Source organism: Azospirillum sp. 11R-A (genome assembly GCF_049472615.1).
In the GTDB taxonomy this organism is placed as follows: Bacteria; Pseudomonadota; Alphaproteobacteria; order Azospirillales; family Azospirillaceae; genus Azospirillum; species Azospirillum palustre.
The window spans coordinates 147,940-172,688 of the sequence record NZ_JBCEBL010000009.1; the positions used below are offsets into that span (position 1 = coordinate 147,940).

11 protein-coding genes are annotated in these 24,749 nt (G+C 70.5%); 2 read left to right on the plus strand and 9 right to left on the minus strand.

Going from position 1 to position 24,749, the window contains the following annotated elements:
- The first annotated feature begins 266 nt into the window (after positions 1-266).
- Together VH569_RS15005 and VH569_RS15010 are read left to right on the plus strand one after the other, a co-directional pair.
- Positions 267-1,208 (plus strand): helix-turn-helix domain-containing protein, encoded by a 942-nt coding sequence (locus tag VH569_RS15005; RefSeq protein WP_423316067.1) that lies wholly within the window; start codon positions 267-269, stop codon positions 1,206-1,208.
- Positions 1,209-1,336: 128 nt separating this feature from the next.
- On the plus strand, positions 1,337-2,536 hold the full coding sequence (locus VH569_RS15010) for a cyclic nucleotide-binding domain-containing protein (RefSeq protein WP_423316068.1): 1,200 nt from the start codon (positions 1,337-1,339) through the stop codon (positions 2,534-2,536).
- A gap of 18 nt (positions 2,537-2,554) precedes the next feature.
- On the opposite strand, the gene VH569_RS15015 is transcribed toward VH569_RS15010, so the two are convergent.
- The 9 genes from VH569_RS15015 to VH569_RS15055 all read right to left on the minus strand — a co-directional run bounded on the left by VH569_RS15015 (position 2,555) and on the right by VH569_RS15055 (position 24,749).
- Positions 2,555-10,972, minus strand: coding sequence for a beta-ketoacyl synthase N-terminal-like domain-containing protein (locus VH569_RS15015; RefSeq protein ID WP_423316069.1), 8,418 nt, complete (start codon positions 10,970-10,972; stop codon positions 2,555-2,557).
- A complete protein-coding gene (locus VH569_RS15020) occupies positions 10,969-16,284 on the minus strand; it encodes an SDR family oxidoreductase (RefSeq protein WP_423316070.1) in 5,316 nt (1,771 codons plus the stop codon). Before VH569_RS15020 ends, VH569_RS15015 begins: the two co-directional genes overlap by 4 nt.
- A gap of 57 nt (positions 16,285-16,341) precedes the next feature.
- The gene (locus tag VH569_RS15025; protein WP_423316071.1) at positions 16,342-17,835 is read right to left on the minus strand and encodes a PfaD family polyunsaturated fatty acid/polyketide biosynthesis protein; all 1,494 of its coding nucleotides are present in this window, start codon (positions 17,833-17,835) and stop codon (positions 16,342-16,344) included.
- A 305-nt stretch (positions 17,836-18,140) separates the two neighbouring features.
- Positions 18,141-19,316, minus strand: a complete 1,176-nt coding sequence (locus tag VH569_RS15030) for a porin (RefSeq protein ID WP_423316072.1) — start codon at positions 19,314-19,316, stop codon at positions 18,141-18,143.
- 42 nt (positions 19,317-19,358) lie between these two features.
- Positions 19,359-20,105: a hypothetical protein gene (locus VH569_RS15035; RefSeq protein ID WP_423316073.1), complete on the minus strand. Its 747-nt coding sequence runs from the start codon at positions 20,103-20,105 to the stop codon at positions 19,359-19,361.
- Positions 20,102-20,515 (minus strand): SET domain-containing protein, encoded by a 414-nt coding sequence (locus VH569_RS15040; RefSeq protein ID WP_423316074.1) that lies wholly within the window; start codon positions 20,513-20,515, stop codon positions 20,102-20,104. Before VH569_RS15040 ends, VH569_RS15035 begins: the two co-directional genes overlap by 4 nt.
- Before the next feature lie 31 nt (positions 20,516-20,546).
- A complete protein-coding gene (locus tag VH569_RS15045) occupies positions 20,547-21,701 on the minus strand; it encodes an SDR family oxidoreductase (RefSeq protein ID WP_423316075.1) in 1,155 nt (384 codons plus the stop codon).
- A gap of 56 nt (positions 21,702-21,757) precedes the next feature.
- Positions 21,758-23,431 carry an ATP-binding cassette domain-containing protein gene (locus VH569_RS15050; RefSeq protein ID WP_423316076.1) on the minus strand — a complete coding sequence of 558 codons (1,674 nt, stop codon included), beginning with the start codon at positions 23,429-23,431 and terminating at the stop codon, positions 21,758-21,760.
- Positions 23,432-23,438: 7 nt separating this feature from the next.
- Positions 23,439-24,749, minus strand: a complete 1,311-nt coding sequence (locus VH569_RS15055) for a prohibitin family protein (protein WP_423316077.1) — start codon at positions 24,747-24,749, stop codon at positions 23,439-23,441.

A 24,749-nucleotide genomic window follows, 5' to 3' on the forward strand; every position in this document is an offset into this window, starting at 1 on the left:
TTTTTGTGACGATCAATCGTTAGTCATAAAGGATACATGTATTCGCCATTCTGCCCACGGCTTTGGCAGGATATATTTTCACAAGGCAGCGAACTGTTCAAAAAATAGTCCTATCCGTTTTGCGAAATGGAAGAGATCATCCTTCTCTGTGTTTGACATCTTCTTGAAAGCGCGGAACATGGGCGTTCAGGCAAGACCGCTGCCTGGACATTGCCGCAATAGCCACACGAACCGGCCCAATCGTGCCGTGCCTGGAGCAACAGCGGATGGTGGAACCCAAGACCCTCCGGCTGGACACCGACATCGCGGAAGATGTGTGGGAGCAGGAAAAGGCTCTCGTCGGCTGGACCCAGCATTACCGCCAACTGCAGCCGGGCCGTTTCCTCGGCCGGCTGAAGGAGGTCGTGGCCCCGGGCATCAGCGTGTTCCGGGAGGACACCAACCTTCGCCTGCATCAGCACACGGCCCCGCCGCCCGACACGCTGGTGGTCGCCGTCCCGCTGCCGGGTTCGGCCCCGGCCCGGCTGGACGGCCGGCCGGTCGGCGAGAACGAGGTTCTGCTTCTGCGCGGCGGCACCCTGTCGGAGTTCCTGTGCAACGGCCCGATGTCGGTGCTGGCGCTCGCCATCGACCGCCGGCGGGCGGAGCAACTGCGCGTGACGGTGCCGGACGCCGCCGAGGTGCCGGCGAGTTCCTTTTCATACGCGCGTGCCGGCGAACTGCGGGCGGTGCTGCAATGCGTGCTAGCCGCGTCGCCCGTCCTGCTGGAGCAGAGCGAAGTCTTTCTTCCCCTGCTGGACCAGTGCGTGTCGGTGGTGGAGGCCGGCATCATGCAGGCGGTCCGTCCCCCCACCGTCGGTCATTCGCAGCGCCAGAAGTTCGTCCGCCAGTTCCGCGACCATGTGGAGGCCCATCCGGACGACCGGCTGTCGGTGGCGCAGGTCGCCCAGGCCATCGGGGTGACGACGCGGATGCTGGAATACAGCTTCGCCGACGTCATGGGCATTTCGCCCAAGGATTACCTGAAGATGGTGCGGCTGAACGCGGCGCGCCGGGCCCTGCGCGTTGCCGATCCGCGGACGGTGACCGTCGCCGAAATCGCGATGGACCACGGGTTCTGGCATCTCGGACGTTTTTCCGCCTATTACAGCGAGATGTTCGGGGAAAAGCCCTCCGACACCCTGCGGGCGAACGCTTCGTTCGGATGAGGCGCCTTCGCGCCGCCCATCCATGCAACCGACCGAACGGCCGCTGCCATCATTCGTGGTGCACGGCTTTTGTCGGAGGGTGAGTCGCCCTATAGTGCCCCCCGTCTGTATTTCTGAAGGGGCATGAAATGGCGGAGCTTGGTGGCGCGCCGGCCGATGCGCGGCATCCGACGATCTCCGAGCTTTTGGAGGAGCGCCTGAACGGGGCGCCCCTGTTGACGGGTTTCTCGGATCAGAACATCCGGCAGCTGGCCTCCATCATGGACGGTCCCATCCGCGTCCCGCAGGGCCAGATCCTGTTCGAGGAGGGGGCGCCCGGCGATGCTCTCTATTTCATCCTGTCCGGCAGTTTCGAGGTTCTGAAGCGGGATGCCGGCGGCGATACTCTCCACCGGCTTGCCCTGCTGACGGCGGGGCAGTCCATCGGCGAGGTCTCGCTGCTGGACAGCGGTCCCCGTTCCGGCGCGGTGCGCGCGGTCGAGGACAGCGAGGTCATGGCGGTTCCCATCGCTCGCCTGCGCGAGCAGCCCGATCCGCCGCTCGACGTCGACAGCCGCCTGAAGATCAACATGGCCTATGAACTGGCCGCCCGCCTGCGCCGCACCAACGAGGTGACGGTGGAGACGCTGCGCAGCCGGTTGAGCGAGGCGGAAAACCGGGTGGAGATGAGCAAGTTCATCTTCCGCCTGCTGGTCGGCCTGTGTTTCTACATGTTCGCGCTGGGCGTCACCACGGCGTTGAGCAAGGTGGTTCCCGACACCTCCCTGATCAGCCTGCCGATCCTGACCGGCTTCGCCTTCGGCGTCTACCGCACCGTCAAGACCAGCCCGTGGCCGCCCAGGACCTATGGCTTCACGCTGAAGAACTGGCGGGGCAACGCGCTGGAAGGCATCGTGCTGTCCATTCCTGTCGCGGTGCTGATCGTGCTGCTGAAATGGATCGGCGTGACCTTCATCCCGGCCCTCCAGGGGCAGGCGGTGTTCGACTTCGCCCGCTCCACCGGCCTGTCGGTGGGGGAGGTTCTGCTCTATGGCAGCGCCTATTGCGCCTTCACGCCGATCCAGGAAACCATCGCCCGCGGCACCCAGGCGTCGTTCCAGCTGTTCCTGACCAGCAAATACAAGACGCTGGAGGCCATCCTCCTGTCCAACATGCTGTTCAGCGCCACCCATCTGCATGTGTCGATCCTGCTGGCGCTGGCGGTGTTCCCCTTCGGTCTCTATTGGGGCTGGATCTTCGCGCGCCAGGGATCGCTGGTCGGCAGCAGCGTGTCCCACGCCCTCCTGGGCGTCTTCGGCCTGATGATCGTCGGCATTCCGGTTTTCTGAGGCCAAATCGCCCGGCTTTCATCCGGCCCGGAACCAGCGGGAGAGCGCCGACAGCCACAGGTCGTTTTCGCTGCCGTTCTCGCCCGCTGCGATCCGGCGGGCGAGGCCGGCCAGCGGGCGGTCCGGCGGGATCGCGTTCAAAACCGCCTGCAGGATCGCCGCGCGGGTCGGGGACAGCCCACAGGCCGTGGCAAGCGCCGTCGCCCTTGCTTCGAATGCCGGGCGCGGCTGGTTGGGCAGCTCGTCGGCCAAGGCGGGGCCGGCCCCGTCGATGGCGTCGAGTACCGTCCTCTTGCGCTCCGCCAGCGGCAGGCTCGCCAGCTCCTCCGGCCACAGCGGCCGGCCGATGTGGATGTCCTGGCGGGCGAAGCCGAGGGGGACGTCCAGCCGGCCGGCTGCCGGTTCGACCGGCAGGGCGCCGGCGAAGCGGACGGGAACAATGGGGATCTCCAGCCGCGCCGCCAGATCGAGGAAGACCCCCGACAGGCGGGTGACCGGCGTGCGGCAGGAGAGCGAGCGCGTGCCCTCGGCATGGACCATGATGGACAGCCCGTCCCGCGTCACCGCGGTGCGCGCCTGTTCCATCAGCCCCAGCATGGCGGCGGGATCCTCGCGGTCGAACAGCATCATCATGGGCGGCAGGCGAAGCTCGGGAGCGCTGCCGCTCAGCGTCAGCAGGCGGCCGAGCCAGGTGTCGCGGTGTTCGGCCTTGGCGACGGTCAGGATCGGCCGTCCGGTCAGGGCTGCGCCGACCAGCGCGAAGGTGAGGGATTCCACCGCCACCTGATGGTTGCCGAGGAACAGCGCGCCGCGCGCGCCGATGCGGGCGAGCTGGTCGGCATCCGCCACGCGGACCTGTCCGACGAACTCGCCTGCCAGCGCCAGGAACAGATCCTCCACCGGCCAGTCGCCGGTCCCCAGATGCGAGCGCCAGAACCGTTGCAGCGGGTCGAGGTCGGGGGCTGCGGAAGCCATACCGGCCACCAGCCAGTCGGTACCCTCCTGCGTGATCGACAGAGGGACCGGGGTGAGCGGCGCGGCAGGGCAGCGGGCGATGCCGTCCTCGACCGTCACGGTGCCGGGGTGGACACCGAGATGGGCGGCGGCAAGCTCCTTGGCGGCAATGGCGCGGGCCATCTCGGCGGCGCTGCCGGACACGCCGTAAATGGCTTCCAGCGTCCCCGGCAGCCAGTTGCTGGCCGCCACCTCGCGGGCGTTCAGGCGGGTGATGCCGTCCTCCGACCGGGACAGCCGCAGGCCGGGAACGGCTTGGCGGTCACGCAGGAACGCCTGCCGGGCCAGGGCGGGGGCCTTGCCGAGCGCGCCCTTGGGGAACAGCACGTCGGCCAGTTCCATCTCGGCCCAGACCCGGCCGCCGGCCAGCCATTGCAGGCGGGAGCGGGCGCGGCCCTGGCCGTCGAGCGGCAGCGGGCGCACCTCGATGCGGATCAGGCCGTCGCACGGCGTCGGGCCGAACAGGCTCAGCCGTTCGATGGCGCTGGGATAGGCCAGCATCCCGGCCGCTTTGTCCCCCCACCAGAGTTCGGGCGCATGGCGGGGCATGGCATGCAGTCCGGCATCGAGCAGCGCCGGGCCGATCAACCCCGGCACCCGCGCCGCCTTGACCGCGTCGAGCGTGGCGGACGCGCCGCGCGGGCCGGTGCGCAGGTCGCTCAGGATCTGGAAGGCGGGTCCGTGGAACAGCTCGCCGGCGCTGTAGGGGCAGGGGGAGGGGTGGGCGTCGTCCAGCGGGGCGAAGGGCTGCGGCGGGACCGGCCAGTCCGCCGCCCGGATCACCCGCCCGGTCGCCACGGCCGCGCCGCCGTCCCGAAGGGTGACGCGGCCATCGGGCTCCGCTTCGGGGCGCAGCGTCACCGGTATTGTCACCCAGCGCTGGACCCGCACATCCTCAAGGGCCACGATCCGCCCGCCCGGCACGGCGGCAGCCATGGCATCGGCAAGGCAGGTCAGCGGGACCGCCGGAGCGGTGTGGGTGGGGCGGTGGTCGCCGAGCCACGGAGCGCTGTCCAGATCCAGGCGGAGGTCCCCCGGTTCATCGCCGCCGTCACCGGGCACGAGGCGGGCGGCGAGACCGTCCACCTCGTAGATGCGCAGATCGTCCGCCCACAGGCTGCCGCGGGCAACGGCGAGGATGCCGCGTTCGTCGCGCTCGATCCGCAAGATCTCGATCTCCGTGGAGACGGTGCGGTTGGTCGGCACGACCTGACCGCGATATTTCCAGCGCAGCGGCTCGTCCAGCGCAGCCCCTTCGAAGCGGGGCGACGGCACTTCGCTGTCGAGACCGGACAGCAGCATGGCGCGTTCCAGCAATTGCAGCAGCGCTTCGACGCCCAACGATCCGGGCTGCACCGGATCCTGGAAGAAGTGGGCCTTGAAGTACCAGGATTCCGGATCGACCGCCTGCCGGCCGCGGGCGAGCCCCAGGCCGGCGGCTCCCCCCTGCGGCCACCAGCCGGTGACCTCGTCCACCATGCGCAGCTTGCCCGCCGCCAGTCTGGTGCGGCGGGGTTCGGCGGGCGGCGTCGCGGGCGGAATGCCGCGGGCGGTGTCGTCGGGCAGGGGCGGCAGGCCGTTCTGCTTCGCCAGGGCCGCGGCGGCGAAGAAGCCGAAGGCGGTCTCCAACTCCATCAGCGGCCGGTCGTCCACCCAGGCGCGGACCTTGAAGGCGATCAGGGTGATGCCCCCGGCGCGGGAGAAGCGGGTCAGCGTCGCCTCGGTCCGGACGCAGGCGTCGGCGGGCGTCACCTCGGCGAACAGGCGGGCGTCGTCGCCGTCGAGGTTGCGGATCGCCAGATCCTCGGTGGAGGCGAGCGCGAAGCCCATATAGGACGCCAGCCAGCCGCAGGGCTGGAGCAGCACCTCCATCAGCACGCAGAAGGGCATCACCGGGGCGGCATTCTCGGCGAAATACCAGGCGTCCGGCTCCACCGCGCAATCGACGAGGATGGTGCCGCCGACGGTCGGCTCCCCGGCCGGACAATTCACCGACACCACGCTGGTCATGAAGTGATAGGGCGGCCCCGGCAGGCGCGGCACCCGGCCGGCGTCGAAGCGGGCATACATGCTGCCGAAGGCGGCGGACGGCGCCCCCCAGGCGCAGGCCAGCAGGGCTTCGTGATCGCCGCGCACGTCGCCGCGGGTGCCGACGATGCGTGGCGCTTCCAGCCGGGCCGGCAGGGCGTGGCGGCCCTGGCCGAGCGGCCAGTCGGGCACCAGCCGCACCGCGAAGGCGCGGCAATGGAAGACCTTGAAGCCGTCGGCGCTGCACAGCAGGGCGGCGCGGACGATGGGCGTCGGCCCGTCCTCGATCTCCTCGACGAAGACCTCGTAGACCAGACGATGGCCAGCGTCGGGGATCACCTGCCCGCGGCAGACGAAGCGGGCCGGCTCGTCCGGCACCGGTTCGAACCGCCAGGAATCGCGGCCGATGGTGAAACCGCCCGCCGCCATGAAGGTCGCCACCGCCTGCACCGCGCCCTCGGCCATCAGGGTGCCGGGCATGCAGGGGTCGTTCTTGAAATGGCCGGCATAGAACCATGCATCGGCCGGTACATGGCTTACGGCGCGCAGATAGCCGCGGCCCCAGGGACCTCCCTGCGGCTCGAAGACGGTCACGCTGTCGATCAGGCGCATGCGGCCCTGCGGGATGGCCGGGGTGCGCTGGTGGCTGCCGGCCAGCTCGAACCCCGCACCGAAGCAGGCGAAGGCCCGGCCGGCGGTCCAAAGGTCGAGCTGTTCGGCGGTGAAGGCGCGGTGACGCGACGGGCAGGGCAGCGGGTCGAGGCGGGCGCCGTCCCTGGGCCGATCCTCCTCGGCACTCCACAGCACGCCGCCGGAATTGGCAAGTTCCCGGTCGGTGAAGAAGCCGGCCTGACCGTTGCGGACCGACAGCACCAGCCGGTCACCGATGCGGCAGTCGTAATGGAAGAAGAACAGCCCGACCTCGCCCATGCGGGCATGGCCGTCGATGTGGATGTCGTAGCGCAGGGTGTCGCCGACCTTGGGCAGGCCGCCCTCATGGTAGGTCATCTCGCAGCCGAGCAGGCGGTAGACGCGCTCGCCCCTGTTGCGGAAATCGGCGCCCAGCCAGGAGACCAGCAACAGGTCGGCCTGCCCGGATTCGATGGCGATGCCCACCGGCATGCGGCCGTCGTGCAGATACCAGGCGTCGGGCGTGACGTCGGTCTCGGTGACGATGGAGCCCTGGCCCATGCTGCCCGGCTCACCGGCGATGGAGACGACGCGGTCGACCAGCAGCAGCGGCGGTTCCGGCATGCGGACCTGACGGGCGTAGCCGTCCTGCTGTGCGAACAGCGGGCCGAAGATGTCGGAGACCTTGCCGGAGGCGAGGGTTTCCAGCTGGGCGCGGTCCCAGAGGGGAGAAAGCGCTCCCTCTCCCGTCCCGGGAGAGGGAAGGGGCCCGCCGCGCAGCGGCGGGAAGGGTGAGGGGTGATCCAAGGAACCATGGGAACCATGCGGTCCTTGATTCTCGCCCTGCCCCTCACCCTCCCCACCTTCGGTGGGTCCTCTCCCTCTCCCGGTGCGGGAGAGGACGCTTGTGATTGACTGCGGCGTCGGCACGCCGAAGCCGTGCAGGTAGGTCCGGTGCAGGTCCGACGCGATGGTCAGGTAACCGGTGTGAAGCTCCGCCGTGCGGGCGAGGATGCGGGCAATCGGGCTGTCGGCCGGCGGGGCCTGCGCTGGCACCGTTGCGGACGCGACCGGCTCCGGCACCTCGTCCAGGGGGCGGCGTGCGGCCAGATCGGGGGGCGGAAGGCCGGCGACCGGCGGCAGGGGCGGTGCGGGGGGCATTACTTGTCCGAGCGTCACCACCACGGGGGCGGCATGGGCGGGGAAGATCAGGGGCTGGGCCGGCGGTGCCGCAACCGGGCGCTCCAGGCGGCGGGCGACTTCGGCCATGGCAGGGTCAAGTCCGGCGGCGAACAGCTCGGCCGCGACATGGGCCAACTGCTCCAGCGGCGCGCGGCCCGGATGGTCGAGGCTGACCGCCAGATGGTCGCGGCCGGACAGGGTCGCGGCGATGGAGCGGGTCAGGGCGTTGCGCGGGCCATGCTCAACGAAGATGCGCACGCCGTCGTCATGGGCGCGGCGGATTGTGCGGGGGAAGTCCACCCGCTCCACCGCCTGACGGGTCAGGGCCTCGGCGCACAGCTCGATGGACGGCGGATAGGCTTGGGCGAAGGCGTTCGCGTAGAGGGCGACGCCCTCGGGCGGGGTGGTTGCGCGCCGGTGGATGCGGCGCCAGACCGGGGCGCAGGGCTCCAGTTCGGCGCAATGCACCACCATGTCCTGGCCGAGCGGCAGGGCGCGGTGGGCGCCGAGGCGGGCGATGGCCTGCCGGCAGGATTCGGTATCACCGCCGATCACGCAATCCTGCGGCGCGTTGACGATGGTGATCGAGACGCGGTGCAGGCCGGTCAGTGCCGCTTCGACCTCCTCGACGGGGGCGAGCAGGCGCCAGTTGCGCCAGTCCGCGGCGCCCGTCCGTCCCCAGCTTTGGGAGGCGGCGAGGCAGTCGCCGGTCAGGTGGCGGCCATAGAGGCCCGACGCGTCGATCTCCGCGAACATGGCGTCCATGTCGGTCCAGACACCGGCGGCGAAGAGCGCGTTGGTCTCGCCGGAGGACAGCCCGAGCATCGCCTGGGGCCACAGGCCGAGGATGCTGCGGCTGACCTCTGCATGGGTCTGGCAGAGCAGCGCACAGGTCTGCAACTGCGCCATGGCGTCGAGCGGGGCGGCGGAACCGTAGAGCCGCTCCGCCGCGTGGGCCAGGACGGGGAAACGCGCGGTGACGGCCCGGCCGACGTCGGGCATCGACAGGAACAGATCGCGGCCCATGCCCTCGTAGGCCGCAGCGGCCCCGGTGAAGGCGAAGGCGAGCGTGCCGCCCAGCGGCTGCTCCCGGAAATGGATGCCGTCGGCGACCGCCGCGCGGCCTTCGGCCAGGGCGAGCGCGCGGGACAGGGTATCGGCTTCCCTGCCGGAGGAGCAGACGAAGGACAGGCGGACGGGACCTTGCCCGCCATCCGCGCCGCGCCGGATGCGACCGCACAGCTCGGCCCGGCTGCCGGCGGCAAACCAGCGCAGGCGGACGGCGGGCGGAGGCAGAGCCGGCCAGACGATGCCGCCGCTTTCGACCAGCAGGCCGTCGGTAGCTCCGCCCAGCGCCTCGACGGTGACGCGGGTGCGCAACGGTCCGGCGCCCAGCCGGGGGCGGGCGGAGCCGTCCGCGGGTTGCATGCGTCCGCGGCAGGCGACGATGGCGGCGGCGACATGCAGCAGGCCGGACGTGGCATGGGCATGGCCGAAGCGGCGGGTGACCGGGCTGGCACCCTGCGGGCCGGCGACGGTGAAATCGGCGTACTCGGCGTCACCGGCCTCGGACAGGTCGAGGATGGCGTGGATCGGCTCCCCTGCCGCCTCGGCGCATTCCACCCGGCGCAGCACCAGGGTGACGGCGGCATCTCCAGCGGTCGTGAGGTCGGGGCGCAGGGCGGCGAGCGCGCTGCGATGGACCGGTTCGCAGGACAGGTCGACCGCGCCGACAACCGCGGCGTCCAGCTCTCCCGTGACCAGGGCACGGGCGGCGATGCGCAGCCCGGCCAGCCCCGACAGCTCCTCCGCCGATACCGAATGGCTGGGGCCGCGCCAGTCGAACTGTGCGTTGAAACGGTTGGCGACGATGTTCGGCATGGTGCCGATGACGCCGGCCGCGTTCAGCGGCGGGCCGAGTTCGACGCTGGCCTCCGGGCCGCAGAGGCCGGCAAGCCGCACGCCCAGTCCGCGCCGCGCCACCTCGGCATCGCAGCCCATGCCCATCAGCACGCCGGTGGTGGCCGCCGCCAGGGAGGGAGCGTCGGCAACCGCCTGCGCCACCGCCTTCATCGCCAGCAACTGCTGGGGCAGGGCATGGCGCAGGTCGGCGGGAGGAACACGGGCGGTGGCGAGGTCCAGCGTGATGCTGTCCAGGGCGCGCTGGCCGTCCCCGGCCAGTGGGGCTGCCGCCAGGGCGGCGGCGAAATCGTCCGCGGCGGTGACGACGGCCAGCCCGACGACGGCCACGCGCAGGGGTGGCGGCGCGACGGCGGGCACTTGCACGGACGGGGTGGCGGGCTGCCATTCCTCCAGGATCAGATGCGCATTGTTGCCGCCGAAGCCGAAGGCGCTGATGGCGGCGCGGCGGGGGCCGTCCACCTCCCAAGGCTCCGCCCGGTTCAGCAGGCGGAAGGGCGAGGCGGCGATGCCGTCCAGCGGGGCGTCGTCGGCGTGCAGGGTGGGTGGGCGGATGCCGGCCGCCATCGCCTGGATCGCCTTGACCATGCCGGCCAGCCCGGCGGCGGCGATCAGGTGGCCCAGGTTGGATTTCAGCGAACCGATGGGGACGCCGTCCAGCCCCCGGAAAATCCGCCCCATGCTGGCGATCTCGGTGGCGTCGCCCAGCGCGGTTCCGGTGGCATGGCATTCGACCAGCGACACCGCCTCCGGACCGAGGCCGGCCTGGGCATAGGCCGCGGCCATGGCGCGTTCCTGCCCGCCGGCATCGGGGACCAGGAAGCCGCGGCTGCGCCCGTCGTTGGACAGCCCGATGCCGCGGATGACGCCGAGGATGCGGTTGCCGTCGCGCACGGCGTCGTCCAGCCGCTTCAGCACCACGCAGGCCGCCCCCTCGGCGGGGATCAGCCCGTCGGCCTCGCGGTGGAAAGGGCGGCTGCGGCCGCTCGGGCTGAGGGCGTTGAGGGCGGTGAAGCCCATATGGAGGAACAAATCGTCGCCGCGGTTGACGCCCGCCGCGATCATCAGGTCGGCATGGCCGTCGCGCAGCTGGTCGCAGGCGAGCTTGACGGCGTAGAGCGAGGAGGCGCAGGCGGCGTCCAGGCAGAAGGCCGGCCCGTCAAGGCCGAGCGCGCGGGCCGCCAGCCGGGCCGGCAGGCCGGAGGAGAAGCGGTTGGCCGGATTGGGCCGCTCGCGGTCGAGCCATACCGCCTCGGCATAGGCGCTGAGGCTGGCGGTGGGGTAGGACAGGTTGCCGGCGATCAGGCCGCACCGCTCCGGCGGCGCGACGGTCAGCCCGGCCTCGCGCAACGCCTCGCGCCCGCAGTGGACCAGCCAGAGCACCAGCGGGTCGAGGCCGGCCAGATCCCCGGCCGGGCAGGCGAAGCCGCTGGGATCGAAGACGGCATCGAAGCCCTGGACATAGCCGCCGCGGTCGGTGGCCGAGCGTTCCAGCGCCTGCGGCGACAGCGCCTGCGCGGTGTCGACACGCCAGATGCCGGGCGGCACCGGGCGCAGCAGGTCCCGCCCCTCGACCACGGCCCGCCACAGCTCCGCCGGGCTGAGGGCGCCCGGCAGCACGCAGCCGTGGCCGACGATGGCGATGGGCGGGACGCGGCTCATGCCGGGCGGCCGATGCAGGAGACGACCGGGTTTTTGGCGGGTGGCTGGGACAGTTCGCGCAGCATGAAGGCGGCACCGTCGTCCGGGGCGATCAGGCCGACGGACAGGCGGCGGAAATGCTGCTTCAACGCCGGTCCGACCATGCCGCCGTCCCACGGCCCCCAGGCGATGGCCTTGACCGTGCAGTCGGGACGGCGCGCCGCTTCGGCCCGTGCCACGGCGTTCAGGACGGCGTTGGCCATGGCGTAGTCGCACTGGCCGGCATTGCCGTGCAGCGACGCGATGGAGGAGAACAGGCAGATGACGCGCACGGGGTCCTGGCGGGTGGCCTCCAGCAGGTTGGCGATCCCGTCCACCTTGGTGCCGAAGACGGCGTCGAACTGCTCGCGGGTCTTGTCGCCGATGCGCTTGTCGGCCAGCACCCCGGCGCCATGGACGATGCCGGAGATCGGGCCGGCCTCCGCCCGGACCGTCGCCAGCGCCTGGGCGACGGAGGCGGCGTCGCGCACGTCGGCGCGGCAGTAGCGGACGCGGGCGCCGGCCGCTTCCAGCCGGCGGAGCGTGGCGCGGGCCTCGTTGGCGGCGAGGATGGTTCTGACCATCGCCTCGATCTCGCGCGGCGGCTTGCCGGCGCCGGGGCCGGCGATCAGCGCCCGGCGCACCGCCGCCTCGTCAGTATCCTCGGAAAGGCCGGGCAGGAGCGGGGCGGCGCCGGGGTCGCTGCGGCCGAGGATGACCAGAGTCGGACGGATATGGCGGGACAGCTGTTCCAGCGCCACCGCGGTCACCCCGCGGGCGCCGCCGGAAACGACGATCACGGCACCCTCGGGAAGCGGCAGCGGGCCGTCGGCCGCGTCCTCCTGACGGAGTGTGCGAACGAGGCGTCGGCCGTCGGCGCTCAGCCGCACTTCGGCATCGCCGTCGCCGCCGGTGAGTTCGGCCGCCAGGATTTGCGCCAGCTCGGCGGCGGAGCGGTTTCCGGCCTCCAGATCGATGGCCTTGACCCGCGCTGCCGGCCATTCATGCGCGGCGGTCAGGGCGAGGCCGCCGAGCCCGAGCCATTCCTCCCGGCCGTTCTGGACGGTGACGAAGGCGCCGCCGGCCTCGCCCAGGCGGGGAGCGGCGGCCTTGGCGGCGGCAAGGGCGCGCCAGTGCAGGTCGGCGCTCGACGCGGCATCGGCGCCGTCAAGGCCGGCCAAAAACAGCACGCCGTCGTCCTGCGCGCCCGGCTCTTGGGTGAGGCGGGCGGCGATGCCCCTGGCCGACAGCAGCGTCACCAGCTCGGCCGCGACGCCCGCTGAATCCGGGATGACGGCGATGCTGCTCAGGTCGCGCAGCATGTCGGTTCCGGAGGCCTGCTGGTCCTCCAGCACCGAACAGGTGCGGAGGGTGCCGGCCGATAACGCGGGCAGGGCCTGCGACTGCGGCGTCTGCGGGGCGGCGGGAGCGTCGCCCCTGATGCGCGCGATCACGGCGCCGACGGTCTTCAACGCGGTCAACTCGCGCATTTCGACCGAGGCGAGGGCCGGCAGTCGTTCGACCAGAGCCGAGAAGATTTCCACCTGCTTGATGGAATCGATGCCGAGGCCGGCTTCCAGCTCCATCTCCGGGCTGAGCATCTCGACGGGGTAGCCGGTCTTTTCGGCGACCAGACCCATGAACAGCGCGCCGACATCGACGGAGGGCGCGGCCGGTTCGGTCACTGGCGTCACGGCTGCGGGCGCTGCCGTGACGGGCGCCAGGGCCGGAGCGCCGCCGCGGCTGTCGGCCAGGGCGAGAATCTGGCCGATGGTCTTCAGCGCGTTCAACTCGCGCATGTCGGCAGTGCCCAGTGCCGGGATGCGCTCCTGCAGGGTGGAGAAGATTTCCACCTGCTTGATGGAATCGATGCCGAGGCCGGCCTCAAGCTCCATCTCCGCCGTCAGCATCTCGACCGGGTAGCCGGTCTTGTCGGCGATCACCGCCAGAACCGTGCCGCGGGCGCTGGCCGCAGGCGGGACGGCAGCGGGGATCGGCCGGGGAGCGGCGGGGACTGCCGCCGGTTGCGGCCTGGGCGCGGCGACGGGCTGCGGAGCCGGCGCCGGCCGGTGCATCGGCGGTGCGGGCGCCACCACGGGGGCGGGAGCCAGGGCCGGCATCGGCGGCGGAGCGGCGATGACCGGTGCGCCCGGCATGACCGGCGCAGGCGCGGTGGTGAACGCAGGCTGCTGCGCCGGAACGCCGCTGAGGCTCTGGATCGCCTGACCGGCGACGGCGAGGAAGGCCTGATGGCTTTCGGCGATGGCGCGCTGGAAGGCGGCGTGGGCATCGGCGACATGGTGATAGATCGTCTCCACCGACGCGGTGGCGACGGGGATGGGCGCCGGCTGCGGAGCGGGGGAGTTCGTGACCATGATCGGGGCTTCTTCGATGTGCTGGGACTGGAGGGCGGCGGTTCGGACCGGTGCCGGGGAAGCCGGCGCGGCCGGAATTGGCGCGGCCGGTGTGGGAGCGGGCCGCGGCGGGTTGGGCTTGGGCACTGCGGAAGCGCCGCCCTGGGGCGGATAAATCTTGCCGAAATTGGCGCCGGAGATTTGGACCGCGGCCGGCGACGGCTTTTTGGGTTTGCGCTCCTCGGCGAATCCGGCCCACAGCGCTTCGAAATCCAGGCGCACGCCATGCACCGCCAGTGCGCCCAACCCGTCCAGCAGGCTGAGGACGCCGTTGGCTCCACGCCGGTCCAGCGACACCGCCAGATGCGGGCGGCCGTCCAGGCATTGCGCCACCAGACCGGTCAGGACGGCACCGGCGCCGACTTCCACGAAGTTGCGGATGCCGTCGCCATACAGCGCCTCGATGGTTTCGCGGAAGCGGACCGTCCCGGCGATCTGCTCGGCCAGCAGGTCGCGGGTCTCGCTATCGCCGTAGGGGGCGGCAGTGAGATTGGCATAGGCCGGGATGGTGGCGGCGCCGAACCGCGTGCTTTCGAGGACGGTGCGGAAGCTGTTCGACGCCTCCGCCACCACCGGAGAATGGAAGGCGCTGGCGACCTTCAGGCGGACGACCCTCAGCCCCTCGGCCTCCAGCCGGGCGACGGCGCTCTCGACCGCTGCGCGGGCACCGGACAGGACCACCTGTTCCGGGCCGTTGTCGTTGGCCAGAACCACGTCCAGCCCGTGCAGAAGAGGGGCGACGCGCTCCCGTCCGGCGGCCACCGCGATCATGGTGCCGTCGCTGCCGGCCGCCGCGGCCTCCATGCAACGGGCGCGCTCGCCGGCCAGGGTCAGGGCGGTGTGCCGGTCGATGGCTCCGGCGGCGCAGAGTGCGGTGATCTCGCCGAAGGAATGGCCGGCGACGGCATCGGCGCGGAGGCCGGCGCGTTCCAGCACCGCCAGCAGGGCGAGGCTCGCCGTCCCGATGGCGGGCTGTGCGTGCAGCATCCGGGTCAGGAGGGCATCCTGGGCATCGGCTTCCTCGCGGGTGAAGGCGGGCGGCGGGAAGACCACGCGGTGCAAGGGCGGCTGGCCGGGGGCGGCGGGTAGCGTCGCCTGGGCATCCCAGATGGCCCGCGCCTCGTCGAAGGCGACGGCCAGATCGGCGCCCATGCCGACATACTGGCTGCCCTGGCCGGGAAACAGGAAGGCGACCTTGCCGCCGGTGGCTTCGCCCACCGCCAGATGGATGCCGGGGGCGGAGAAGGGGCCGGACTGGCCCAGCGCCGTCGCCAGCCGCGCCTCGAACTGTGCGGCGTCGGCGGCGACGATGGCAAGGCGATGGCGTGCGGCAGGATCGAAGGCGATCCGGCTGTCGCGGGCGACCGCTTCCAGCCCTTCCGCTTTCACGCGCTCGGCGAGGGTACGGGCCGCGTCGGCAAGGGATCGTGTGTCGGCAGCGCCGGCCAGCACCAGCGCACCGCCCGACCACAGGCGGGAGGGGGGGTGGGACCCGGTATATTCCTCCAGCGCCACGTGATAGTTGCTGCCGCCGAAGCCGAAGGAGCTGACGGAGGCGCGGCGGGGGCCTCCACCCTTCACCCAGGGGCGCGCGCGGGTGTTGAGGTAGAAGGGGCTGGTTTCCAGATTGAGGCGGCTGTCGGGCCGCTCGACCTTGATGGTGGGCGGCAGAACCTTCTGGTGCAGCGACAGCGCCGCCTTCAGCAGGCCGGCGGAGCCGGCGGCGGCCTTGGTGTGGCCGATCTGCGATTTGATCGAGCCGATGGCGCACCAGGAGTCCGTTTCCGCATCCGCTTCGCGGAACACCTGGGTCAGGGCGGTGAACTCCGCCAGATCGCCGGCACGGGTGCCGGTGCCGTGGGCCTCCACCAGCTCGACGCTGCGCGGACCGTAGCCGGCGTCGGCATAGGCTCGGCGCAGGGCGACCGCCTGACCTTCGGGGCGAGGGGCATAGACGCTGGTGGCGCGCCCGTCCGACGAGGAACCGATGCCGCGGATGACGGCATAGATGCGGTTGCCGTCACGCTCGGCATCCTCCAGCCGGCGCAGGGCGAGCATTCCCAGCCCCTCACCGACGATGGTGCCGTCGGAGGCGTCGGAGAATGGCCGGCAATCGCCGCTCTTGGACAGGGCCGGCGTCTTGCTGAAACACATGTACATGAAGATGTCGTTCAGCGCGTCGACGCCGCCGCTGATGACCATGTCGGAATGGCCCAACTCCAGCTCGTTCATCGCCATCAGCAGGGCCGACAGCGAACTGGCGCAGGCGGCGTCCACCACGCAGTTGGTGCCGCCAAGGTCGAGGCGGTTGGCGATGCGCCCCGCCACAACGTTGCCGAGCACGCCGGGGAAGGTGCTTTCCTGCCATTCCACATAGTGCGAGGCGATGCGGTCGCAGAGGGCGGTCACCTCGGCTTCCGGCAGGCCGGCTTCGCGCAGGGCCTTGACCCAGACCGGCCGTTGCAGCCGCGCCCCCATGGTGCCGACCAGTTCGGTGGCGGAGGCCACGCCCAGCACGATGCTGGTCCGGCCGCGGTCGATGTCGCGGAACTGGGAGCGGCAGGCCTCGTCCAGCACCTCCTTGGCGACGATCAGCGCCAGAAGCTGCGCGGTGTCGGTGGCGGCCAGCGCCTGGGGCGGGATGCCGAACTCCAGCGGATCCAGCGTGGCCGGCGGCAGGAAGGCGCCGCGCCGGCAATAGGTCTTGTCCCGCGCCGTCGGATCGGGGTCGTAATAATCCTCCACCAGCCAATGGGTGGCCGGCACGTCGCCGACGCAATCCCGTCCGGCGAGAATGTCGCGCCAGAAACCGTGCGTGGTGCCGGAACCGGGGAACATGGCGCCGATGCCGACGATTGCGATGGGATGGCGGTTCTTCAAGGCCGTCTCGGAGGTTCGGAAGGAGGATCAGGGGGGCGAAACCGGTGCGCCGGCGGGTCAGGCGAGCCGACGCGGCACCCAGGTGAAGGCGGCGGCCGGGACCGGCAGGCCGGCCGTGCGCATCTGCTGGGCGCGGGTCACCACGGCGGCACCCTCCAGCAGGTTGCGGGCGATCTGTTCGACGCTGCGGTTCTCCGCCGCCTCCAGGAAGCTGCCCTTCACCCAGTCGTTGAAGGCGCCCATGGCCGGGCCGCACCAGACCTGGAAGTCGTGGCGCCGGGCGGCATCGTCCAGCATCGGCCAGCGCGCGGCGTTGAACAGGTACCAGCGGAAAACCAGCGCCATGCGGTGGCGGGGATCGGCCTCGGCCCGGCCCAGTTCCGCCGGGTCGCGGACGGCGAAATGCTCGCGGGTCTGGCGCCAGATCTCCTCCAGCGGGGCCTGGAAGACGTCGCGTTCCAGGGTGGCGCGTTCGGCCGCCGGCAGATCCTCCAGGCCGGAATGGCGGCAATACAGCTCGTACAGGCGCTGGGCGCGGAAGGGGAACAGGGTGCCCCGCTTCATTACCTGCACCTTCACGCCCATTTCGAACATGTCGGCGGCCGGCGCCATCGTCACGTCCGTGCTGGACAGGCCGGCCAGCATGCGGCGAACCGACAGCGGCTGACCGGATTCCGCGGCCGACTGGTTCACCGAGCCGACGACGACATAGGCGGCGCCCATGGCGAAGGCGGCGGCGATGGCGGCGGGGGTGCCGAGCCCGCCGGCGGCGCCGACGCGGATGTTGCGGTCATAATTGTGGGCGGCCACCAGCTCGTCCCGCAGCCGCTGGACGATCGGGAAAAGGACGCAGAGCGGGCGGTTGTCGGTGTGCCCGCCGGAATCGGCCTCCACCGTGATGTCCTCGGCAACCGGGATGGTGGAGGCAAGGTCGGCTTCATTGGTGGTGAGGAGACCTTGGGTGACCAGATCGGCCAGCATGCGCTGCGGGGCCGGGGCCATGAACTGGCGGGCGACCTCGGCGCGCGAGACCTTGGCGAAGAGGTGGGTCAGCCGGTGGACCGCACCGGTGGCCGGATCGCGGCTCAACCCCCTGGCGGCCAGTTCCATCACCGACGGGGTCAGCGCCATGAAGGCGGAGGCCGAGACGCGGCGCACGCCCTGTTGTTGGAACAGGCGGCAGACGGCGGTTTCCAGCGACGGGTCGTTGGGGCTGTGAATCAGGTTGGCGCCCCAGTTCGGCACCTGGGTGCCAAGGGCCGCGTGGATTTCGGCGATACCCTCCTGCACGCGCTGTGGCGACAGGCCGGCGCTGCCGTAGAAGCCCAGCAGGCCGGCACGGGCCGCGGCCACCGCCATCGCCGGCGTGGCGATGCCGCGCGCCATCTCGCCGGCCACATAGGCGAAGCGGCAACCATGGGTTTCCGGAAAAGCGCGGTCGCCCAGCCACTCCGGATAAAGCGGCGGCAGGGTGGCGACAGGGATAAGCTCGCCGCCGGCAAGATCCGGCGGAAGGCTCGAAGCTCCCAGCCGGCCGTCCCGGTTTCGCAAGATGTAAAGCGGTTCCCGCGCCTTCTGAGTCAATTCCAGGAGCTGTGACGGATCGAAGCTTGCCGTCGGCGACGCCAGTGGCGGCATTGCCGGCTCCAGACAGGTCATATCCACACCAACCCCTGATTATCTTTTTTCTTTATAAACAGCGGGTGGCTTCTACCACAGATATAGTGCCGCGAAAACGGGTTGCGAGCGTATGAGCGGAACGGAAACCGGTGCGTGGCGTGCAGTGCCGTGAAAGCTCCGGGGTTCCGGCGGGCCGGCATTCGGGCCGGCCCGTCAGGGTGCGCTTGTCCGGACCCTTAGAACGCCAGACGGGTGTCCAGCATCAGGATGTGCGCGCGGTCGGTCAGGTCGCCGCCGCTGGCCGCGCCGCCCGACAGGGTCGAGCGGACATAATCATACTCCAGCCCGGTGGTCAGGCCGGGGGCGACGGTCCAGGTCACGCCGCCCTGCCAGACATCGGCCTTGGCCGGCGTCGTCATGGTCGCCATGTCGTTGCCCAGCGCGCGCATGTAGTTGGCGGCAAACAGCAGCGGGCCGCTGGTGTATTGGGCGCCGACGATCAGGTTCTGCTGGTCGCGTGACTGCGCGGTCCCCTTGGCATAGCCGCTGTCGCCGCTGTAGGCGTAGCTGACGCCGACCTTCGCCGGGCCGTAGCCGACATTGGCGCCGACATGGAACGAGTTCAGATCCTCGAAGGACTGGCTGGCGATGCCGTCGCTCTGCCGCACCGCCTTGCCGGTCTGGTAGAAGGCGCTGGCCTCCACCGTCACGTCGCCGAAGCTGTTCTGGAAGGCGGCACCCGCTTCGACCACGTCGCGGAAGGCGAGCGCATCGCCAAGCGCATCCACCTTGCGGCGGTTGATCGACGTGTTCGAATCGCCGGTGCGCGGGGTGTAGGACACCGCGGCCTGCAAACCGCCGAAGCTGGGGCTGATGTAGATGAACTTGGTCCCGGTGTCGTAGGACACCAGCGTGCGCAGGCTGGTCGCCGCCAGCGGCAGGGCGGCGTAGGTGGACGAGCCGTGGAGGAACAGAATGCCGTTGCTGTCCGGGCTGCCGGCGATGCCCTCCGTGTTGGGGCCGATCATGCCGTATTCGTCGGACAGCCCGTTGATGACGCCGGCCTGGATGGTGCCGAAGGACCCGTTGGCGAAGAGGAAGGCGCGGTCGTTCTCCACCGTGCGGCTCGACACCGAGGGGTCGCCGTTGCCGGAGACCAGACGCAACCGGGCGCCGTAGGTCAGCCCGTTGTCGGTGGTGGCCGACGGGGTGACGGTCAGGCGCAGGCGGTTGGAGAACTCGGTCGAGCGCAGCCCGCTGTCCTGCTTCTGGCTGACATAGGCGCCCTGGAAATAGGCGTCGCCGCCGATGGTCAGGCTGAACTCGGCCTCTGCAAGGGCCGGGGCGGCCTGAAGCGCGACGACAGCGGTGCCGGCCAGGGCTGCGGTGCGGAGAAGGGAGATCTGGGACATCGGGCGCATCGGGATGGTCATTCCGGGAAAGGGCGGCAGGCGTCAGGCCGTCTGGTCAATCGGGAACCAGCGGCGGCCGAACGGGGTGAGGTTGTCGTCGGTCAGGCGGGCGAGGCAGAGGATTTCGACGCTGTCGGCCCAGCGCGGGTTGAGGTGGCGGAACTGGGCGACCGCCGGGCTGTCGAGCTTGGCCTCGCTGATGGCGCGGGCCTCCTCCGTCAGGCCGTAGCCCTGCCATTTCCAGTCCACCGTCCCGGTGCCGGGATCGTAGTAGTGCGCGAAGCACTCGCGGCCGATATGGTCGCGCAAGCCCCGGTCGAGGTCATCGAGCGTCCGGTCCGCACTGGGCGTGTGGCGGATGAACAGCATCGGCATGTAGCGGTAGGAGCGGTAGCCGACGGCGCTGTAGCTCCAGTACCAGAGCCGCCCCGACCGGTCGGCGCGCGCCCGCCCGACCATTTCGGCGACCATGGCGCGCACCAGCCCGTTCGACCCCCAGTAGCGCCGCTCCAGAATGCAATGGGCGGTGTGGAAGGCGCCGACGGCGGTACCGGCGATCTCCGTTTCCTGACGGTAAATGGTGGCGAAGCCGACCAGCTCGCCGGTCTCCGGATCCTCTTGCAGGACGCAGTGGTCGAGGTCGCCCAGCTCCTCGTTGAAATATTCCTCGCCGTACCCCTCGAACCAGACGCTGAGCAGGGCGAACATCACCGCCCGCCGCTCAGGAGTCAGGGCGGCGGGTTCGACGATGCTGGTCATCAGTGGGTGATGCGACGCGCGCGGCGTCATACCGGCCCTCCAGACAGATAGCTGGCCGCACCCGCGTCGCGGACATCGGCGCAAATGTCCTCGTAGTTGCAGGTGATCTCCTCGCCGGCGGCGATGGCGCGGCGGGTGACGAAGACCCGCCAGTCGCCGGAGTCGGCCCGGCCGATGGACGGCTCGTCGTCATGGTTGAGGAAGCGGGCGTCGTCGCCGGGAAGCAGGACGCCGACCCCGTCGATCACGCAGCCATGGAAATCCACCAGCCGGGAAAGCTGGGGGAACTCGTCCAGCAGCGCGTCGTCGGGGGCGAAGAGGCGGTCGATGCGGGCATCGAACCGCCACACCGGCGTGCCGGCCGCGACCGGCTCCTCGGCGAAGAGACCCAGCCCGTGGATCGGGCTGGATGCGAGGCGGGTGGGAATGAGGAGCGGCATGGCGTTTCGTTCCGGCGGACCCGTTGGTGCGTCAGGCGGCGGCGTTGGCGGGGGACAGCGACTCGTCGAACTCGAAGCTGGCGGCGTCGTCGACGAACTGCTCCTCGACGGTCGTGCGCGGCTGCTGCAGGCAGACGCCGATGTAGTCGGCGAAGCGCGGCGGCGGGGCGAAGCCTTCGGCCAGCAGGCGGCTGTTGTCGAAGGCGATGTCCTGGGCGGTGAAGCGGTGGTACTTGCGGCCGCCGGCGGCCATCGTCCGGTGCAGGATGTCGCGCTGCGGGAATGCTAGGCGATAGGCGCGGTCGAAGGGCTTCCAGCCTTCCGGACCCTTCGGGTCGAAGAAGCTGTAGGGGCGGGTGCCCTCATGGCCGTGGTTGGCGAAGGCTTCCTCGAAATCGACCCAGGTGGTCCGGCTGCCGAGGCCGGCGGAGATGTGGTAGAGGTTGTGCTTCAGGTCGGGCTTGCGCAGCAGGTCGTGCAGACGGGCCGACGCCCAGTCGACGGGGACGATGTCGATGAAGCCGTCGGGCGAGCAGGGCAGGATGCCGGTGCGGTCGACCAGACGGAAGAACCAGAAGATGCTGGCGCTGGGACGCACGCCCAGCTGGGTGTGGCCGACGACGATGGACGGGCGGCAGACGACGATCGGCAGGTCGGGGAAGCCGGCGGCCAGAGCGCGCTCGGCCGCGGCCTTGCTGCGGGTGTACTCGACGATGTGCGGCGTGTCGTGGCCGGGGGCCGGGGCCTCGCTCACCATCTCCAGCCACGGCGTCTCACCGCAGCAGAAGGCGGTGCCGATGTGCAGGAAGCGCTGGAGATGCTTCATCCGGCGGGCGCGGGCGGCGAGCGCCAGCGTGCCGTCGACGTTGATCTGCCAGACCGAATGGCGGCTGTCGAAGGAGGTATCGGCGGCGACATGGACGATGTGGGTCACCGCGTCCAGCCGCGGGTCGGTGCTGGTCGCCAGCGATTGCAGGTCGCCCGGCAGGATCTGGCACAGGCCGGCATAGGCATCGGCCGTGGCGCGGTCGACACAGCGCGCGAGGTTGGAGGCGAGACGGGCGCGGCAGGCGGCCTCGTCGGCGCCGCGGATCAGCAGAAGGCAGTCCGCCGCAGACCCGTTCTGCACGGCGTCGAGGTAGAAGGAACCGCCGAGAAAGCCTGTGCCGCCGGTGAGAAGGATCATGGTGTGCCTCTGTCTCGCGTCTGGGTGATGGGGGCAGGGGAGGAGATGGACCCGCCTCAGGAAGAGACGGGAAGAAGGTCGGGGGCAGGAATGCCGCCCGGGGGAACCGTGGCGATGAGCTGGCGGATGCCGCCGCGGTCGACCTGCAACTGCACGTCGGCCGCGTCGAAATAGGCGTCGTCATGGGTCACCGCGATCACGGTGATGCCGCGCGCCTTCATCCAGGGAATGATCTCGCGGTAGAACTTGCGCCGGAAATAGGGCGACTGGTCGGCCGCCCACTCGTCCAGCACCAGCACCGGCTTGCGCTCCAGCAGCGCGGCGATCAGTGCGAGCCGCTTCTTCTGGCCCTGCGACAGATCGACGGTGGTGAAGGCGCGGCCGTCGATGGCGACCTTGTCGGACATCTCCAGCAGGTCGAGAAGCTCTTCGGCGAAGCCGTCGTCGAGCGTCACCGCGCCATAGAGCTGGCGGGTCACATGGCTGTCGGAGAAGACCACCGCGAAGCGGTCGCGGTGGGCGGCAAGGCCGTCCGGCCCGACCGTCACGCCGTCGACCGACAGGCTGCCGCGCTGGATCGGATAGAGGCCCAGCAGCATGTGGATCAGCGTGCTCTTGCCGGCACCGTTGTGGCCGGTGATGAAGACGACGCTGCCGCGCTCGACCGTCATGTCCACCGGGCCGACGGTGAAGGAGCCCGTGCCGTCCCGCCCGGCATGGCGGAAGATGGCGCCCTCCAGGGCGATGGTGGAGAAGGGGTCGTCGCTGCCGCTGCCGCGGCCCGGAACCACCGCCTGCGGCCCCGCCTTCAGCTCCGCTTCCACCGCCAGATAGGAGCGGGCGGCGGTCTCGGCGCTGATGTAGGAGGGGTAGGAGGCGACGATGGTGATGACCGGATAGGCGATGAAGGCGGCGGCATGGCCGGCCAGGATGACCGTGGCGATGTCGGTGTTGGTGACCGCCGGCAGCAGGAAGATGATCCCGGCCAGTGCGGCGTAATAGGTCAGCTCGCTGATGGTGAAGTAATGGCTGTACTCCGCGCCGAAGCGGTGGCGTTCCTTGCGCAGGGCTTCGGCGCACGTCGTCGCGTCGGCCAGCGCGTTGGCGGCGCGGCGGCGGTTCAGTTTGCATTCGCGCAAGGTCTGCAGGATGTGCTCGGACCGTTCCGACAGGGCGCCTTCGGCCTCGTGGATCGTCTCCGACATCAGTTCCAGCCGGATGACGGAGCGTCCGATCAGGATGCCGCCGACCACCAGGAAGCAGAGCACGATCAGCACCGCCGCACCCGACAGCGTGGAGAGATACAGCAGGCACAGCAGGATGGCGGCGACCGACTGGAAGCTGATGACCAGCGTCGGAACCGCCTGGGCCAGCATCTGCAACTCCCCTCCCGCCACCTGGGCGAGGCGGGAGGAACCGACCGCCATCGCGTCCGGCAGGTCGGCGGCCACGGCCCGGCGCAGCAGGTCGACGCGCAGGATGGCGAGCGCGGCCTGCATGCGCTTGGACGCCGCGTTCATCATCCAGCCCTGGGCGATCCGCCACAGGAAGGCCGACAGCAGGAAGACGATCAGCAGACGCTGCAGGCCCTCCGGATCGTCCAGTGCCAGCAGCGCGTCGTTCAGCGAGGTCAGCAGGGCGAGGTTGAGCGCCGCCGCCAGCACCGCCAGCAGCAGCAGCGGCTGCATGTTGCGCAGCGCCTCGCGTCTCAGAATGCGCCAGAGATCCATCGCCGCCTCACTTCGACTGGATCATGTCGAGGAGCTTGGACGGCGACACCTTCGACAGGATCGGCGCCGAGGCCGCGGTCTTGGAGCCGTCCTTCGCGGGTTCCGGCTTGGCGGCCGGAGTCGGGGCAGGGGCCGCCGGATGTCCGGCCGCGGGGGCGGATTTGCCGCCGCCGGTGTTCAGGCTCGGCATCTGGCCGATGGGGGTCTGGCCCGGCGTGCCCTCTCCGCTCAGCGACGGCAGCTGCGAGACCGGCGGCACGGCGGTGCTGGTGGGCACCGATGTCAGCTTGGCGTTCGGCGAGGCCGGCGGCGCGCCCGGCGCGGCGGCGGTGGCCCCCGGTGCCGGCAGGGGGTTCGGGTTGGAGGCGGCGTCGAGGATCAGCGGAAGCCCGCCGCTGGCGGCGTTGCCGATGACGACGATCTTGGCGTTGGGCGAATGGGCCAGTTCCAGCGTCGCCTCGATGCCGCGCCAGCGCAGATAATTCTCGGTCAGGTTGGCCTGCACGGTTTCCTGGAAGGCGCGGATGCCCTGGCCTTCCAGCTGCTTGCGCTGGCTTTCGAACAGTTCGCGCTGGAGGCGGAACTGGTATTCCTGCGCCGCCTGGTCCTGCTGAATCTTGCGTTCGATCGACGCCATGATCGCTTCGGGCAGCGAGACGTTGCGGATCAGGATGTCCTGGATCAGCAGATAACCGGTCTTGGTCCGCCCGTCCGGCTTCGGCACATTCTCGGCGCCGATCAGCTGGGCGTACATCACGCGGTCGGCGACCTGCTCGTAGGTCTCCGTCTGCACCCGCAGGCGGCGGTGGGCGTAGAGTTCGTCCGCCTTGAAGCGCGACACGATCTCTCGCGAGACGGAGCCGACTTCCGGCACCAGCAGGACTTCCAGATACCGCGGGCCGACATTCTTGTGCAGGGCGGCCAGCATCTCCGCATAGGGGCGGTAGCGGACCGTGATCTCGATGCTGACGTTCAGGCCGTCGTTGGCGATGGCCGAATAGGAGCGGGTGTCCTCCTGCAGGCGCAGGTCGTAGACCTCGATCTTGTCCCAGGGAAAGATGACATGCACGCCTTCGGCGAGCGCCGGACCCATCTGGGTGCCTTCGTGGAACCGCTTCCACAGCACGCCGCCATGGCCGGCGGGGATGAAGACGACGATGGACGGAGCGAAATAGAGGAAGATCAGGATGCCGACCAGCAGCGTGCACAGCAGGGAGCGGCGGTGTTCGTCGTACCAGTGGGCCAGCAGCGCACGCAGGCGCGACTTCGGCTTCGGCAGCGCATCGGCGTCGTCGATGGTGAAGGCCTGGTCAGCCAT

Excerpts from the sequence above, each read along its gene's own strand:
- VH569_RS15005 (WP_423316067.1), top strand. The coding sequence starts at position 267 with ATGGTGGAACCCAAGACCCTCCGGCTGGACACCGACATCGCGGAAGAT.
- VH569_RS15010 (WP_423316068.1), top strand. The coding sequence starts at position 1,337 with ATGGCGGAGCTTGGTGGCGCGCCGGCCGATGCGCGGCATCCGACGATC.
- VH569_RS15015 (WP_423316069.1), bottom strand. The coding sequence starts at position 10,972 with ATGAGCCGCGTCCCGCCCATCGCCATCGTCGGCCACGGCTGCGTGCTG.
- VH569_RS15030 (WP_423316072.1), bottom strand. The coding sequence starts at position 19,316 with ATGTCCCAGATCTCCCTTCTCCGCACCGCAGCCCTGGCCGGCACCGCT.
- VH569_RS15035 (WP_423316073.1), bottom strand. The coding sequence starts at position 20,105 with ATGACGCCGCGCGCGTCGCATCACCCACTGATGACCAGCATCGTCGAA.
- VH569_RS15040 (WP_423316074.1), bottom strand. The coding sequence starts at position 20,515 with ATGCCGCTCCTCATTCCCACCCGCCTCGCATCCAGCCCGATCCACGGG.
- VH569_RS15045 (WP_423316075.1), bottom strand. The coding sequence starts at position 21,701 with ATGATCCTTCTCACCGGCGGCACAGGCTTTCTCGGCGGTTCCTTCTAC.
- VH569_RS15050 (WP_423316076.1), bottom strand. The coding sequence starts at position 23,431 with ATGGATCTCTGGCGCATTCTGAGACGCGAGGCGCTGCGCAACATGCAG.
- VH569_RS15055 (WP_423316077.1), bottom strand. The coding sequence starts at position 24,749 with ATGGCTGACCAGGCCTTCACCATCGACGACGCCGATGCGCTGCCGAAG.